General features: G+C 63.2%; 13 protein-coding genes. 7 read left to right on the forward strand and 6 right to left on the reverse strand.

Annotated features, from left to right (window positions below):
- The coding region (locus tag Q4E25_RS08250) for a Rib/alpha-like domain-containing protein (protein ID WP_303156272.1) at positions 1-3,181 on the reverse strand (3,181 nt) is incomplete at its 3' end.
- A gap of 27 nt (positions 3,182-3,208) precedes the next feature.
- On the opposite strand from Q4E25_RS08250, the gene Q4E25_RS08255 reads away from it, so the two are divergent.
- The 3 genes from Q4E25_RS08255 to Q4E25_RS08265 all read left to right on the forward strand — a co-directional run bounded on the left by Q4E25_RS08255 (position 3,209) and on the right by Q4E25_RS08265 (position 7,150).
- The gene (locus tag Q4E25_RS08255) at positions 3,209-3,625 is read left to right on the forward strand and encodes a hypothetical protein (protein ID WP_303156275.1); all 417 of its coding nucleotides are present in this window, start codon (positions 3,209-3,211) and stop codon (positions 3,623-3,625) included.
- An 825-nt stretch (positions 3,626-4,450) separates the two neighbouring features.
- On the forward strand, positions 4,451-5,263 hold the full coding sequence (locus tag Q4E25_RS08260; protein ID WP_303156276.1) for an Fpg/Nei family DNA glycosylase: 813 nt from the start codon (positions 4,451-4,453) through the stop codon (positions 5,261-5,263).
- Between the two features lie 78 nt (positions 5,264-5,341).
- A complete protein-coding gene (locus Q4E25_RS08265) occupies positions 5,342-7,150 on the forward strand; it encodes a bifunctional ADP-dependent NAD(P)H-hydrate dehydratase/NAD(P)H-hydrate epimerase (RefSeq protein ID WP_303156278.1) in 1,809 nt (602 codons plus the stop codon).
- Between the two features lie 13 nt (positions 7,151-7,163).
- Here the strand turns inward: Q4E25_RS08265 and Q4E25_RS08270 are convergent, their stop codons facing one another.
- From Q4E25_RS08270 to Q4E25_RS08280, 3 genes are all read right to left on the reverse strand, one after another.
- The gene (locus Q4E25_RS08270; RefSeq protein ID WP_303156281.1) at positions 7,164-7,919 is read right to left on the reverse strand and encodes a TIGR02206 family membrane protein; all 756 of its coding nucleotides are present in this window, start codon (positions 7,917-7,919) and stop codon (positions 7,164-7,166) included.
- A 119-nt stretch (positions 7,920-8,038) separates the two neighbouring features.
- A complete protein-coding gene (locus tag Q4E25_RS08275) occupies positions 8,039-8,746 on the reverse strand; it encodes an ABC transporter ATP-binding protein (RefSeq protein ID WP_303156285.1) in 708 nt (235 codons plus the stop codon).
- Position 8,747: 1 nt separating this feature from the next.
- Positions 8,748-9,734 carry an ABC transporter permease gene (locus Q4E25_RS08280; RefSeq protein WP_303156287.1) on the reverse strand — a complete coding sequence of 329 codons (987 nt, stop codon included), beginning with the start codon at positions 9,732-9,734 and terminating at the stop codon, positions 8,748-8,750.
- A 141-nt stretch (positions 9,735-9,875) separates the two neighbouring features.
- On the opposite strand from Q4E25_RS08280, the gene Q4E25_RS08285 reads away from it, so the two are divergent.
- From Q4E25_RS08285 to Q4E25_RS08295, 3 genes are read left to right on the forward strand one after another with little or no spacing between them, the layout of a single operon-like run.
- On the forward strand, positions 9,876-11,045 hold the full coding sequence (locus Q4E25_RS08285; protein WP_303156357.1) for a sensor histidine kinase: 1,170 nt from the start codon (positions 9,876-9,878) through the stop codon (positions 11,043-11,045).
- Positions 11,038-11,655, forward strand: coding sequence for a response regulator transcription factor (locus Q4E25_RS08290; RefSeq protein ID WP_303156289.1), 618 nt, complete (start codon positions 11,038-11,040; stop codon positions 11,653-11,655). Before Q4E25_RS08285 ends, Q4E25_RS08290 begins: the two co-directional genes overlap by 8 nt.
- 36 nt (positions 11,656-11,691) lie before the next feature.
- Positions 11,692-12,768 (forward strand): NAD(P)-binding domain-containing protein, encoded by a 1,077-nt coding sequence (locus Q4E25_RS08295; protein ID WP_303156291.1) that lies wholly within the window; start codon positions 11,692-11,694, stop codon positions 12,766-12,768.
- Here the strand turns inward: Q4E25_RS08295 and Q4E25_RS08300 are convergent.
- Complete coding sequence (locus tag Q4E25_RS08300) at positions 12,746-13,339, reverse strand: VanZ family protein (RefSeq protein ID WP_303156292.1); 594 nt, start codon at positions 13,337-13,339, stop codon at positions 12,746-12,748. The two genes, Q4E25_RS08295 and Q4E25_RS08300, sit on opposite strands and share 23 nt — an antisense overlap.
- Positions 13,340-13,417: 78 nt before the next feature.
- Here Q4E25_RS08300 and Q4E25_RS08305 point away from each other — a divergent pair, with 78 nt between their 5' ends.
- Positions 13,418-14,407 (forward strand): acryloyl-CoA reductase, encoded by a 990-nt coding sequence (locus tag Q4E25_RS08305; RefSeq protein WP_303156358.1) that lies wholly within the window; start codon positions 13,418-13,420, stop codon positions 14,405-14,407.
- A 39-nt stretch (positions 14,408-14,446) separates the two neighbouring features.
- Here Q4E25_RS08305 and metS read toward each other — a convergent pair whose 3' ends face one another.
- Positions 14,447-14,632 (reverse strand): methionine/alanine import NSS transporter subunit MetS, encoded by a 186-nt coding sequence (gene metS, locus Q4E25_RS08310; RefSeq protein ID WP_303156293.1) that lies wholly within the window; start codon positions 14,630-14,632, stop codon positions 14,447-14,449.
- Positions 14,633-14,699 lie beyond the last annotated feature (67 nt).

A 14,699-nucleotide genomic window follows, 5' to 3' on the forward strand; every position in this document is an offset into this window, starting at 1 on the left:
CAGCAGCCGGGATGCACTTACCCAGGTCAACCTTGCCGTCGGAAGAACCACCGTTACCCGGCTCGGTAATGGTGATCTCGACCTTGTCGATCTCATTGTCATCCTTATCGGTGACCGTCACAGTGATCTTGTCACCCGGCTTAGCATCCTCGTTCGGGGTGACAACCAGGTTGCCATCCTCATCGATCTCAGCCTTACCCGGACCCTCAACATCTACCTTGGTGCCATCCTCAACCGCACCACCAGTATTCGGCAGCGTGGTCTCCTCACCCGGCTTAGCCGTACCGTTATCCCAGTTCGGCTTCTCGGCAGAATTCGGATCCTCAACAGTGATCTCGACCTTGTCGATCTCATTGCCATCCTTATCGGTGACCGTCACAGTGATCTTGTCACCCGGCTTAGCATCCTCGTTCGGGGTGACAACCAGGTTGCCATCCTCATCGATCTCAGCCTTACCCGGACCCTCAACATCTACCTTGGTGCCATCCTCAACCGCACCACCAGTATTCGGCAGCGTGGTCTCCTCACCCGGCTTAGCCGTACCGTTATCCCAGTTCGGCTTCTCGCTCGGGGCAGCAGGCTTATCGTTCTCATCGAACGGGTTGGAGCCACCTTCGATCTCGTCCTTGTTGGTCACACCATCGCCGTCGGCATCACCATTCGGATCCAGAATGTCCTTGCCATCCTTGCCCTTGAGGACAAAGTCAGCACCAGCAATCTCGTGAGAACCATCAGCGTAGGTGATAGTCACCGGGATAGACGGCTTTGCCACATCAGCCAGAGCCTTCTCAACATCAGCCACAGTCAGCTTGTCACCGGAAGGCTGAATACCCTTGAACTGCTCAGCAAGCTGCTCCATGGTCGGAGCCTGCGCAGAAATCACACCATCAGCGTCAGTGGTAAAGGTCCAATCCTTGGCCTTATCCACAGCTGCCTTATCCAGCACCGCTGCATCCTTGTCAGCAAGCTTGGCGTCGGTACCAGCAAGCGGGTTGTTGGTCTGAGCCTTCTCACCAATCTTGACGTCAGTGGCGTCATAGGCCGGATCGTACTTACCAGCATCCGAAGACGGATCCGTGACAGAAACCTTGATGTCGAAGTTGTCCTTCGACCCATCCGGGTAAGTCACCTCAACCGGAACAGTGTAATCACCAGGGGTGGCATCCTCCGGGATGTCAATGGTGATGTTGCCGTCCTTGTCTGCCTCAACACTAAAGTCCGGAACAGTCTCCACCGGCTTGCCATCAGCATCAGTACCGGTGACATCCTTAGCCGGATCCTTGACTACGGTAGAACCAGCCGGAATCTTATCGCCGGACTGCTCAACAGGAGCCTTATCACCCGGATTACCAGAAGCCGTACCCGTACCCGGGTTCAGCTTATCCGCAGTGGACTCAGTCGGAGTCTGAGGCTTGGAGTCCGGATCCTTCGGATCGGTGCCAGCCTCCTTCTCCTGCTCATCAGTGAAACCGTCGTTGTCATCATCGGTATCGGTGATGTCCGGGGTACCGTCCTTGTCGGTATCACGCTGAACGGTCACGGTCACGGTATCGGTAGCAACAACCTTGCCATTCTCATCCTTGACCTCAACCTTGATCTCAACGTCACGGGTCTCCTCATCCTTACCCCAATCGGTAATAGACGGAGCACCAGTAACCTCACCCGTCGTCTCATCAACCTTCAGGCCATCAACGTTCTCCGGAACCGTCACGTCGATAGATCCACCCTCAGGCAGGTTCTCCACCTCAGGCTTAATCGGCTTAATGTCCTTGTGCTCTACAACGGTCTGATCCTCACCAGCGTTGACAGTAGGCGCCTCAACTGGCGGCTCACCAACGGTGAACTTAGCCTGAATGACGTCCATGGTCTTGTCCGGGTAAGTCACGATGACCGGAATGGAAACGGTGGTTCCTTCCGCTGCGTCAGCCGGGCTAGTTGCCGTAACGACGCCAGTCTCCGGATCAACGGTCGCGGTCCAGCCTTCCGGCAGAGTCTTGTTATCGATGGCGAACGAGGTTCCGGTAGGTGCCTTATCGGTCTCGACCTTGTCCTTGGTGGAGGTCTTATCGAACGTCGGTGCCTCAGACTTAACTTCTTCGCCCGGCTGGGTGAAGGTTTCCTTGTAGGAGCCCTCCAGCTCAGCAGCGGTGTTCACCTGAGCGGTAAAGGAATCAGCATTAAGCAGGTACTTGTTGCCATCCTTATCGACGTTATACAAGGATGCCGTGAAGGTGGTGTTGCGCTCAAGATCCGCCGGCACCTTTAGCTTGCATTCCGGCAGCTTACCAACGCCATCCGGCTGCAGGCCGGTGCAAGGCTCGCCAATCTGGTTACCCGCATCATCGGTCCAGACGATCTCGTAGGTTGCCTGACCATAACCAGGGTTCCAAGCCAGACCGGAGGTTTCGGTAGTTACCTCATCACCTGGAACCGCGAAGTTGTCAGTGGTGTTGTAATCCACGACATCAAACCGCAGATGGTCCGGGTACAAGGCGAAGTTGAAATCAAAGATTCGAGCGCCAGCGCTGCCAGGAGTGACTGCAAGCTTGCTGAAAGCAAAAGCGCGCGGATCGAACTCATTGTTCATACCCGTGGACTGGGTGGGATCAAACTGGTTCATGATACCGAGCCAGTAGTTGCCGCGGAACGGCTCGTTGATAGCAATCTCGCCCGGATCCTCGGCAAGACCAACGTAGAAGAAGTCAAAGTTTACGTGCTTTGCATCCTTCTTGAGAGGGCCGTCAGGCCAAGTACCGTTAGTCGGGCTGTCCGCTACCTTGCCCTGCAGGTCCGCCGGAACCTGAGACGGTCGGCCGTTCTTGCGACCCCAGGTACCGTTGAACTGGATCTTGTACTCGCCGTTACCGTTGGTCTCGGTAACAACCTTCTCAGCAATCCAAGACGGATCCTTTGCAATCTGCTCCTGGATCCAGGCCTGCAAGTCCTTCTCATTTTTGATGCTCCACGCACCAGAACGAAGGCTGTTTCCGCCGAAGAGGGAGTCCTTATTGTCTTCCGCGTACTTCTTGATAGCTGCTACGGCTTCATCAGAGAGATAGGCACCGACGACCTTGACGCCAGCTGGGACAGCGGTATCGTTCTGATTGTTCGGACCCAGAGTATCGAGCCAGCGAAGGCCGCCGATGCCCTGACGGTAGTTCCAGAAAATCTTTCCTGACACAAAGCCAGCGTTGCTATCAAGAGCTTGGTGCTCATTGTTCGTCAGCAGATTTCGTTCAGTCCACTGGCTGGCATCGCCCACCATCTGTTCGGTATTGGAACGCTCAACAAGAGCAATTCTGGCATTGCGCAGGTAGCGACCAGCGGACTGCCACGCGGCACCACCAGTGGTGTCAATCACGCTAGTAGTAGTGTCTGGGGCAACGGTTTGACCGTAGTTCCACAAAAGTCGGTACTTACTGCGATCGTAGCCTTCAACCCAAATGCGAACGCGCTCCTGTTCACCAATAGAGCCGTTGAAGGTGTGAACCTTGCCTGCGCCATCGACGAAAGGACGCATGTTGATGGCCCAGGTGCCGTCTTCATTAACCGTGGTCTTATAAACCGGAGATGCGATACGAGAAGTATCGTTCTTGCCCTCAAACCACTGAGCATAAACAGTTAGGCCGGCAGCCTTCTCATTTTCAAAACGATCCTGGAACGTCTTGGCAATGTTGGAGTCAGTCGGAACTCAGAAGATGTACTGAGCGTCACCCGAGACAACGCCCTTACCATCAACTACTCCAGGCGACTCAATTGCTTCAGATGCAGCTAGTGCCAGGGGGGCAACCTGCGACTGCACAGCCACAGTTCCGGTGGCAGCAAGTGCGATCACTGCTGCAGCAGAGGTGACAGACTTCATCCTGTCGGTAAAACCGAGCGCGAAAGCACCCGATCCGGCGTGACGGACCTTGCGGCCTCGTACGTTAGCCATAGTGCGTCCTTTCAAACAACGAGAGATACCGGCCGTTGCGGTGCCGGTGCTGAGTATTAATTTCCACATCGACAGACAGCGCGCGTCGCAGCCATCCCACTCGTCGGCTTGGCGGACAGACGCGGTGCTTCTCCGAAGCGAAAGCTTGGCGTCAGATCAGATTCGGATAAGGATTCCAAACGAGACCTTAACGCTTGCTGATTGTACACACAGTTAGAAAAAAGGAAAGGGAATTCCTAAGAAAACGGAGCAAATCCTTTCAGGATTCTCCTTTGCTACCACGTTTGAGGGTGAAGAGCCCGGGAAAGGTAACGTGCGTCACCTGCTTAAATAAAGAATATTTAGACGTACAGGCAGCGAGAGGAAACTTAATAAAACCTTAAGCCGCGTCCGAAAATCTCGCTTTCCCACGAATGGCGAGACGCGTTGGCGCCGTTTTATCCTGTGCGTTCCCTGTATATTCTCAGCCTTCTGCGTAATTGATGCGCTCTCGGCCTAACGCATTAAGCTATCCCCATGCCTGAGGGACACGTCATCCACCGCCTTGCCCGCGAGCTCAACGCATCGTTTCGTGGGATGCCGCTTGTAGTTTCCAGCCCGCAGGGGCGCTTCGCGGCGGAGGCCGCGCTGCTGGACGGCACGCAGATTGAGCGCGCCGAGGCCTTTGGCAAGCACCTCTTCGTGCACTTCACGGCCTCGGACCCGCGCCATATCCTCTACATTCATCTGGGGCTTATCGGATCGTTGCGCTTTGAACCCCAGGATTCTTTGTGGGGCCAGATCCGGGTGCGCATTGATAACGGCGAGCGCACGGCGAACCTACGCGGGCCGCAGTTCTGCACTCTGCTCACCGAGGAGGAATATGCGGAGAAACTCCGCCGCGTGGGTCAGGATCCCTTACGTGAGGACGCCGATCCGGCAGCGTTGTGGGCCAAGGTGCATCGCTCACGGCGCAGTATCGGATCCTTGTTCATGAACCAGAAGCTCTTTGCCGGGGTGGGCAACATCTACCGTGCAGAAGTCCTCTTCCGGCATGGAATCTCCCCGTTTGTGCCGGGCAACGAGCTGGACCGCGCGGAGTTCGACTGCATCTGGGCGGACCTGGTGGAGCTCATGGATTATGGCGTGGAACATGGCCGCATCGACACCGTGCGCGCCGAGCACACCCCGGAAGCTATGAATCGCCCACCCCGCAAGGATGATCACGGCGGTGAGGTCTACGTCTACCGGCGCGCAGGTCTGCCCTGTTATGTGTGCGGCAGCCCCATCGCGGACAAGGTGATGGAAGGACGCAACCTCTACTGGTGCCCCACCTGCCAGGCGCGCTAGTTTTCTGCTAGTTTTCCGCGTCGATCGATGAGTCGATCATGCGTCGATAGATCGAGAGCAAGGACTAGGGTGGGCAGCATGCGCCCTGCCTTTAGAGTCTCTGATGTCCGCGCCACCGAAAAGCACCTCCTCAGCCTGCAATCTGAGCCAGATCAGCTCATGCGGCTTGCTGCCCATGCGGTAGCCAGCGCGGCGGAGACGATGCTCGCTGCGTCACTGTCTACCCCACCAAGGTCTACTGCCTCAACGTCTACTGCATCGACGTCTGCTGCCCAGCCCGGACGTGTGGTGATTATGGCCGGGCCCGGTGGCAATGGCGGCGATGGCCTCTTTGCCGGCGCGCTCCTGGTAGCGAAAGGTCATCCGGTCAGCGCGCTGCTGGGCCAGCACTACCACAAGGCAGCGCATGCGGCGTTTGTGGCCGCCGGCGGCGAGATTCTGACAGGAGACATGGTGCCGGAGGACACCGCCCTTCTCATCGATGCCATCGCGGGGCTTGGCTCCGCGCGGGGTGTAAGCGGGGACGCGCTGACCCTCTACCGGCAGGCGCAGGGCGAGGCACTGGCAGTAGGCGGGTTCAACACGCAGCGCATCCCGGTGCTGGCCGTAGACGTGCCCACCGGCGTGGATGCTGACACTGGTGCTGTGGCCCGCGACGCTATCCAGGCCGATGTCACCGTCACCTTCGGCTGGCCGCGCACCGCCCACGCGCTGGCCCCGGAGTGCGGCGAGGTTGTGGTGGCGGATCTCGTCCTGCCCGGCGCGCCTTCCTTTGCGCGTTACCTGGAGCAGACATTCGCCCCGGCTGCCTATATTGCCCACGAGCCCACGTTGCCCGCGCGCTTTCAGTGGCCAGAAGGTGACATCGCGCTGGCTGAATTTCTTGGCGGCCACGGGCTGAGTGGCACGGAACTGGATGCCCAGGAATTGGGCCAGGCCACGCACCCGCGGCCGGTGGGGTGCACGGGCCCCATTGCGGATCCCACCCCGGGGATTCGCTCCGATAAGTACAGCGGCGGTGTGGTCACCATCGCTGCCGGTAGCCACACCTATCCGGGCGCTGGCATCTTGTCCGCCACCGCGGCGGTGCGCACCACACCGGCCATGGTGCGCTTCATCGGTGATAACTCCATTACCGCGCTGCTGCCAGAACTTGTGGTTCACCCGGACATTGCCGCCGCCGGGCGCACGCAGTGCATCGTGGTGGGCCCCGGCCGTGGCACCGATGAGAACGCGGCAGCCGAGCTGGAATCGATCTTGCGCACCACCGCGCGGCCGCAGGACGGTTCCGCGGCACTCCCCGTGGTCATTGATGCAGACGCGCTTAGTTTGCTTGCCCAGCACGAGCACCTGCGGGAGCTGGTCCACGCCCACCCGTTTACGGTGCTCACCCCGCACGAGGGCGAGTTTGCCCGCGTCTACCGGGCAGCCTGCGGCAAGGAGCTTGACCCAGCGCGCGGCTACGCGGGCTACCTGAGTGAGCTCGCCACCCGGCTGGGCAGCTTCGTCCTACTCAAGGGGCGCATCACCCGTATCACCGCCCCGGGCCAGCCCATCTTTGCCTTCGACGCCGGGCACTCCTATTCCGCCACCCCTGGCTCCGGTGACGTGCTCGCCGGAATCCTGGGCGCGGTGCTGGCTCAGCGCTATGCCCGCGTGGAGGCCCTGCGGACGGAAGATGTGGAGGTCGACGGCGCTAAGCGTGGCGTGAGTGCGGATGAAACGCGCGTGGCCAACATCATGGAGATCCTCCACGCCGGGGCCATCCACGCCCACGCCGCAGCACTAGCGGCGCGCACGCCGGCGGGGATGGGTATCTGTTCGGCCTCGTCCATCGCAGCCTCCATCCCGGAAGCCGTGGCAACGCTGCTGGCCATGGCACGTTAGCCTCGTCACGCCACTACGTGCTCATCAGGCGCTTGCCGGTAGCCATTGCCTTACGCAGCAGGCCGTGCTTGCCCACCGGGCGGGTGCCGCGCAGCACGCGTGGGCGCTGCCAGGGCCAGGTCAGTCCAGCCCAGGCGGCGGCCACCGCCACGGTTTCACTCAGGATGTACCAGGGCCACGGGCCCAAAAGGTTGATGATGGAGGGGCTGCCCGGCGCGTGGTTGAGAAAGCCGTAGTTGCCATCCGTCTTGGCGTTGACGGTCATCGCCGTAGCCATCCACAGCGGTGTTACCTTCACTGCGAAGCGGTAGCCCTTCCACGTGGGGCGGTAGCCCAGGCCAAAGGTCAGGGCCAGTGGTACCGCCAGGGCAGAGATGTGGAAGAACCAGTAGGTGACAAAGCGCAGCCAGCGAGGCTCAAAGTAGTAGATGACGTCCGGGGTGATGATGGCCTGCGGGTTGAGGATGATGCCCCAGTAGTAGCTCAGCGTCAGCGCGTGCTCGTTGCCGGTGATAAGACCCAGCGCCAGGATGGGGCGCAGGACGTCGCATAGGTGCAGCGGGAGGGACTCGCGGATGTCGAACTGCTTGGGGTCTAGGGAGATGATGGTCCACGCCGTGCCCAACACAAGGAGCACCCAGCCCACCATCGTCCGGATGAACTTTTCCTTGCTGCTACCCCGGATGCGCTTGGCGGCGACAATAAAAATCCCGCATGCAGCAATCGCGATGCCGAGCATCATGATGTGGAGGGGGCTCCACTGCTGCATACGGGGATAGTCCGTCGGGCGGACCCGAGCCTTGCGCACAGAGATCATAACGAGGCAATAATGTACCGCCCCGCAGAAGGTTTTACATCTTATGCGGTGTCTTAGGGTTAGGTGGTGTCTTAGAGGAGCTCCCCGTCCTCGTAGACCTTGCCGTCACGCACGTCCACCACGCGGTCAGCTACGTCGAGCAGGCTGCGATCGTGGGTGACAAACATGGTGGCGGTATCAAAACGCTGGGTGACATCGCGCAGCAGGGTGGCGATCTCCCTGGAGAGAGCAGAGTCCAACGCGGAGGTGGGCTCATCCGCCAGGAGCACCTCCGGCTGGCCCATGAGTGCACGCGCAATGTTGACTCGCTGGCGCTGGCCGCCGGAGAGCTGGTTCATGCGGCGCTTGCCCAGGCCACCCAGGCCCACGAGTTCTAGCAGCTCACGGGCGCGCTGCGGGCGGGGCTTGCGGCCTTCGATGTGGTCCACGATGAGCAGCTGCTCCTCGGCGGTGAGCGAGGCCAGAAGGTTGGCCTGCTGGAAGATGAGCCCGCGGCTACCGCGCATGGTGGCGGTGCCCGAGTCCGGGGTGATAAGCCCCGCGGCCACCGAAAGCAGGGTGGACTTGCCGGAGCCAGATTCGCCCAACACAGCGCAGACCTCACCGGGGTACAGGTTGAGGCTGACCCCGTCCAAGGCGGTGACCCGCTGGTTGCCGTCCGGGTAGGTGACGGTGACGTTGTCTACACACAGGCTTGGTGTGTTGCTCGTGCGGTGTGCGGCGGTGCTCGTTGTGCTGCGTGCAGCCGTGCGTGCCGTGTTGGTCTTCGTGGTGGTCATGTTAAGCATTGCCTCCCAATGCATCGAGCGGATTGACGGATGCCACGCGGCGGGTGGCGATGAACGCGCCGAGGATGCCCAGCACCCAAATACCCAGCGCGGGGACGAGGACGGTCATGGCGGAGACCTCAAAAGGCACCGCGGACTGGGCGGCCAGGCCTAAGCCCCAGCCCACGAGCGCGCCGAGGCCCACGCCGGCGGCGAGGATGATGGCGGCTTGGGAGAGGGCGTCGCGAAGCAGGTAGCGCACCGAGGCACCCAGGGCGCGCAGGATGGAGAGATCGCGGGTGCGCTGGATAGTCCAGATGCTCAAGAAAGCGATGGTGACCAGCGCGGAGATGCCGTAGAGGAAGGCCTGCATGGTCAACAACGAGCCGCGCTCAGAGCTGTAGGCAGGCAGGCCGGTCAGCGCCTTGTTCATCGGAACGGAGCTCGCGGTGGGCTCAGCACTGAGCACAGCCGTGCCCACCACATCCGCGGGGGCGTGGGTGACGGCCTGCCAGGTCTGGGTGGACACCCACACCACCGGGGAGTGGGAGTAATGCAGATCCGGCACCACCCCGCGGATGGCCAGCTCCTGGCCGCCCAGCTCAGCAGCCACGCGGTCACTGTGCAGGGACTGGCTGAGCACCATGCCGCCTTCCGGGATGCGGGTGCTGCTGCCGGGGATCGGGGTGCCCGCGGGCAGGCCGAGCACGGCTACCCCGCCGGCGCCGGACATCTTGGTCTGCGAGGTGCCCAGCGGCAGCGCGCCGGCCGGCACGTCCGCGTCATGGATTTCGGATTCGGTAAAGGAAGGATCCGCCGTGGAGAAGGTCACGTTGGGGGTTTTCTGCGCAAGCGCCTCCAGGGCGGAGGTGTTCTGCTTGGACAGCCCCTGAGTCAGACCGGACAGCATCACCAGCAACAACGTAATAAGGCCAACGACGCCTCCGATGAGCGCAAAGCGCCCACGGGCGGTGGCGATTTCTCTCAGTGCAAGGAACATAGTCTTTATCCTGCTGGCCAGGGCGTAGAAAGTAATCGGGTGCCCAGTTGAACCTGGAATCAACCAACTGGTTGATATGCCCTCCACCGCCCGCGCAGGTGCCCACGGGGCCGGGCCGGGGCGTTAGGCTGGATCCCCGTGATGATGAGCAGAAAGTTCTGGCAGTGGGGACTGCACCTGATGTTTGGGTTCCTGCTGGTATTCGGTGTGCTGCGCGCCTGGGCGGACGGGCGGCTCGACGCCCGTGTGCTGGGCTTGGCGGTGGGCCTGGCCGCCGTCTACGCCGCCGGGCGCTGGGTGCCGCGCGCCTCCAAGGGGTGGACCACCGCGTGGCTGGGCGCGCTGTGCCTGCTGTGGCTGGGCCTGATGGTCCACGCCCAGGACTTCATGTGGCTGGAGTTTCCGCTCATCTTTGTCTTTGTGCGCGCCCTGCCCTTCTGGCCGGGGATCATAGCCAGCGTGGTGCTCTGGGCGGTGGCCGCCTTCATCCCCGCCTGGCTGCACCCGCAGTCCTGGACGGTGGCCGCGGCGGTGGGCCCGTTCATCGGCACCTGCTTTGCGGTGGGCGTGTACTACGCCGCGCGCCGCATGCACTGGGAGGCCGTACACCACGCGGAGATTGCCCAGCAGCTGCGCGAGACCCAGGCGGAGCTGGCCGCCAGCGAGCGCCAGGCCGGGCGCCTGGCGGAGCGCGAGCGCCTCTCCCGCGAGATTCATGACACCGTGGCCCAGGGGCTCTCCTCCATCGTGCTGCTCTCCCGGGCGGCCGGGAAGTCCACCACGCTGGACAGCGCCCACGAGCAGCTGCAGCTCATCGAGCAGGTGGCGCGCGATAACCTCTCCGAGGCCCGCCGTTTTGTCCGCGAGCTAGCCGCCCCCTCCGTGGACCTGGAGTCCACCCTGCGCTCCCTGGTGGAGGAGGCCAACGCCCGCGCCCAGGCGCTGGGCCAGGACCTCACCGTGGAGTTGGCCACCACCGGCACCGCGGGCGTGCCCACCGAGCTCAACCACGTGCTGCACCGCGTGACTCAGGAGGGGCTCAACAACGTGCTCAAGCACGCCCACGCCCGGCGCACGGTGGTCACCCTAGGCTGCTTCGACAACGAGGTCACCCTCGACGTGGTCGATGACGGCCAGGGCATTTCCGCTCCCCGCGGCTTCGGGCTCACCGGCCTGGAACAGCGGGTGGGCGGTGTGGGCGGCACCGTGACGGTAGAGTCTTCCCCAGCGGGCACGGCCCTAGCCGTGCGGATTCCGCGCACCCGCCCGGCCGCATCCGCAGCGCCAGCTGAAAGGAACACTGATGGTTAACGTCATGCTCATCGACGATCACCCGGTGGTCCGCGCCGGGCTGCGCGCCATCCTCGACGCCTTCCCGGATATCACCGTGGTGCTCGAGGGTTCCTCCGGCGCGGACGTGGAGAAGCTCTTTGTGGAAGACGCCCCGCTTGTCGACGTCCTCGTGTGCGACATCCAAATGCCCGGCACCGATGGCATCGCGGCCACCAGGCGCGTGCGCGAGCTGGGTGGCCCGCCGGTGCTCATCCTCACCACCTATGACACGCAGGCCGATATCATCGCTGCCGTGGAGGCCGGCGCCCTGGGCTACCTGCTCAAGGACGCCCCGGAGGAGACCCTGCACACCGCGGTACTCGATACCGCCGCGGGCAAGCGCACCCTGGCCCCGGAGGTGGCCGCCCTGTTGGCCGAGCGCATCAGCCAGCCGCAGGTGGCGCTGTCCGCCCGCGAGCTGGAGATCCTGCAGGCCCTAGCCACCGGGCAGTCCAACAAGCAAATTGCCGCGCAGCTCTTCATTTCCGAGGCCACCGTCAAGACGCACCTCATTCACATCTATCAGAAGCTCGGCGTGGATACTCGCACCGCGGCGGTAACCGAGGCCCGCGAACGCAAGCTCATCTAGCCGCCTCACCGAACCTCAACTTTTTCTCCTTCACTTATGCCTGACTCTCAGAACGCCACGTCCCGGATCTTCGACTGCATCGTGGTGGGTGCCGGCCAGTCCGGCCTGGCCACCGGCTACTACCTGCGCCGGAAGAAGGTGGACTTTCTCCTCCTCGATGCGGAGGCCGCCCCCGGCGGGGCCTGGCAGCACGCCTGGGATTCCCTCACGCTGTTTAGCGACGCCGCCAGTTCCAACCTCCCCGGCTGGCCCATGCCCCACTACCCCGGCTTCCCGCCGGCGAGCCACGTGGTGGGCTTTCTCAGCCGCTACGAAGAGCGCTACAAGCTGCCCATCCGCCGCCCGGTGACGGTGCGCTCCGTGGAGCACGACGGCCACTGCTTCCTTGTGCGCAGCAGCGCCGGAACCTTCCGCGCCCGCACCGTCATCGCCGCCACCGGCACGTGGAGCTCGCCCTTCGTGCCCTTTTATCCCGGCACCTTCCGCGGCCGGCAATGGCACACGGTGGACTATCCCGGACCGCAGGCCTTTGCGGGCCAGTCCGTCGCGGTGGTGGGCGCGGCCAATTCCGGCGCGCAGATCGCCGCGGACTTGCTGCTCAACGGGGTAGAAACCACGTGGTACACCACCCACCCGCCGCGGTGGATGCCCGATGACGTGGACGGACGCGTGCTCTTCCAGCGCACGCGCACCCAGGTGGTGGCGCAGATGCGCGGGGGCAGCCAGGATGCTACCGACACGGCGCAGGCGGAAGACAGCGCCGCTGAGGACGGCCCGCAAGAAGACAGCGACACAAACCCTCTGGGAGACATCGTTATGGTCCCGCCGGTGCTCGCCGCCCGGGACCAAGGCCTGCTGCGGCACACCCCGATGTTTCATCGCCTTGACGAGGTGGCGGCGGATCACCTCATCTGGGCCACGGGTTTCCGCCCCAGCCTGCGCCCCTTCCGGCCGGTGCTGCGCGGGCGGACTCCCCGCGTGGAGGGCTTGTTCCTCGTGGGCTACGGCAACTGGGCCGGGCTGGGCTCGGCCACGCTGGCGGGCGTGGGGCCCTTTGCCAAGCAGGCGGCCGCGCAGGCCGCGCAGCTGCTTAGAGCAGAATCACCGCGATGATCCCCGCGGCCAGCACGGCGGCCCCCAGCCCGCAGTAGCGCACCACGCTGCGCTGGCGCTGGCTGCCGAGCCGGGACATCATCACCGCGCCGAGCACCGCTCCTAAGGAGTTGAACACGAGGTCATCGATATCGCTAAACCCCAGCGCCCCGATGTACTGGGTGACCTCGATGCCCACGCTGAGCAGCACGCACAGCAGGATCGTCCCGCCCACGCCAAAGCGCAGGCGGCTGCCCGTGCGTCCCGCCGCCAGCAGGGTGGCCGCCAGCGGCATGAAGAGCGCGATGTTACCCAGGGTGTTGGTCCACGGGCCGTACCAGATGGGCGGATCCTCAAAGCCGTTGAACATCTGCAGGTCGATGCTGCGCACGGCGTGCGCGTGGCCGTCGATTAGCCCCGGCACCTCCATGAAGGGCTTGCCTAGGGTGAGCAGCCCCACCACCGCAAGCACGGGGATGAGCGCGAGCAGCGCGCGCAGGCGCAGCCCGTCCGCGGGGCGCTGGAGAGACCCCAGGCGGTTGCGCGGATGGGCGGCGACGGTACGCGGCGAGCTCACAGGAGAAGGTGACATGAGCCCTAGGCTAACAACGCTTTCTTGAGATCGGCATGCCCGCACGCTGGCAAAACCCTGCTTCACAGCCCGCGTACGATGGTGGCCATGAGCACACTCGTAGTAACCAAGACAGACGCCGCAGACGGCGAGAGCATCACCCATACCCTGCAGGAGGAACCCCTGCTCGGCCCAGGCGACACCCTGGTGGAGGTCAGTCACTCCTCCCTGAACTACAAGGACGCCATGGCCCTTGACGGCAACAAGGGCGTCATGCGCATCAACCCCCTGGTGCCGGGCATCGACGTGGTGGGCACCGTCCTAGAGACTAGTGATGAGCGCCTGCACCCCGGCCAGCTCGTGGTGGCCTGCGGCGACGGGCTGGGTGAGTTCCGCCACGGCGGCTACACCACCCGCCAGAATGTCAACGCGGAGTCCACCATTCCGGTACCCGAGCGCTTCTCCGCCGAGCAGGCCGCGGCCATCGGCACCGCCGGCTACACGGCGGCCATCTGCGTGAACCAGCTGCGCAAGCACGGCACCACCGAGGGCCACGTGCTGGTCACCGGTGCCACCGGCGGCGTGGGGTCTATCGCGGTGCAGCTGCTCAAGTCCGCCGGCTACGAGGTCACCGCGGTCACCGGCCGCGTGGACTCGCAGGCGGACTACCTCCACTCGCTCGGCGCGGACCACGTCATTGACCGCGCCTCCCTGTCTGAGACCGGCCGTCCGCTGCAAAAGGCGCTGTACGACGGCGCCATTGACACCGCCGGCTCCACCGTCCTGGCCAACGTTCTGGCCCAGGTCAAGTGGGGCGGCGTGGTGGCGGCCACCGGAATGGCGGCGGGATCCGATCTCCCTGCCTCCGTGCTGCCCTTCATTTTGCGCGGCATCGTGCTGGCCGGCGGCAACTCCGTCGATGCCCCGCGCGAGGTGCGTGAGCAGGCTTGGCAGCTTCTCGACGATCACCTGGACCTGGATAAGCTCGCCTCGTTTACCACCTCGGTGCGGCTGGAGGATGTCGCTGAGACCGCCCGCAAGCTGCTCGCTGGCAAGCACCACGGCCGCACGGTGGTCGAGATAGCCTAACCGAGATAGCCTCAGCGAGATAGCTTAAGCGGCTATCCGCTAAATGATGTTCTCCGCCGCGGTGTGCACGCGGTGGGAGAGGGTTTCGTCGTCGGTACCGGGAGCACTGCCAAGCTCGCCAGTCACGTCATCATCGGTGCGGGCGAGCATCGCGCTGGCCACGATGAGCCCGCCCCAGATGACCACGACGAACAAGATGAGAAACAGGATTGCGCTGGTATTCATGATGGGTTGTCCTTCCTCGTTTCTGCCTAGTTCTCGGTGATAGGGCTGGTACCGAGCTGGCTGGTAC

The organism is Corynebacterium sp. (assembly GCF_030532325.1).
GTDB lineage: Bacteria > Actinomycetota > Actinomycetes > Mycobacteriales > Mycobacteriaceae > Corynebacterium.

Bases quoted from the DNA above. Each gene is read 5' to 3' on its own strand.
- Q4E25_RS08280 (WP_303156287.1), bottom strand. From the start codon at position 9,734: ATGTTCCTTGCACTGAGAGAAATCGCCACCGCCCGTGGGCGCTTTGCG.
- Q4E25_RS08265 (WP_303156278.1), top strand. From the start codon at position 5,342: ATGCGCCCTGCCTTTAGAGTCTCTGATGTCCGCGCCACCGAAAAGCAC.
- metS (WP_303156293.1), bottom strand. From the start codon at position 14,632: ATGAATACCAGCGCAATCCTGTTTCTCATCTTGTTCGTCGTGGTCATC.
- Q4E25_RS08275 (WP_303156285.1), bottom strand. From the start codon at position 8,746: ATGACCACCACGAAGACCAACACGGCACGCACGGCTGCACGCAGCACA.
- Q4E25_RS08270 (WP_303156281.1), bottom strand. From the start codon at position 7,919: ATGCAGCAGTGGAGCCCCCTCCACATCATGATGCTCGGCATCGCGATT.
- Q4E25_RS08300 (WP_303156292.1), bottom strand. From the start codon at position 13,339: ATGTCACCTTCTCCTGTGAGCTCGCCGCGTACCGTCGCCGCCCATCCG.
- Q4E25_RS08305 (WP_303156358.1), top strand. From the start codon at position 13,418: ATGGTGGCCATGAGCACACTCGTAGTAACCAAGACAGACGCCGCAGAC.
- Q4E25_RS08285 (WP_303156357.1), top strand. From the start codon at position 9,876: ATGATGAGCAGAAAGTTCTGGCAGTGGGGACTGCACCTGATGTTTGGG.
- Q4E25_RS08295 (WP_303156291.1), top strand. From the start codon at position 11,692: ATGCCTGACTCTCAGAACGCCACGTCCCGGATCTTCGACTGCATCGTG.
- Q4E25_RS08290 (WP_303156289.1), top strand. From the start codon at position 11,038: ATGGTTAACGTCATGCTCATCGACGATCACCCGGTGGTCCGCGCCGGG.
- Q4E25_RS08260 (WP_303156276.1), top strand. From the start codon at position 4,451: ATGCCTGAGGGACACGTCATCCACCGCCTTGCCCGCGAGCTCAACGCA.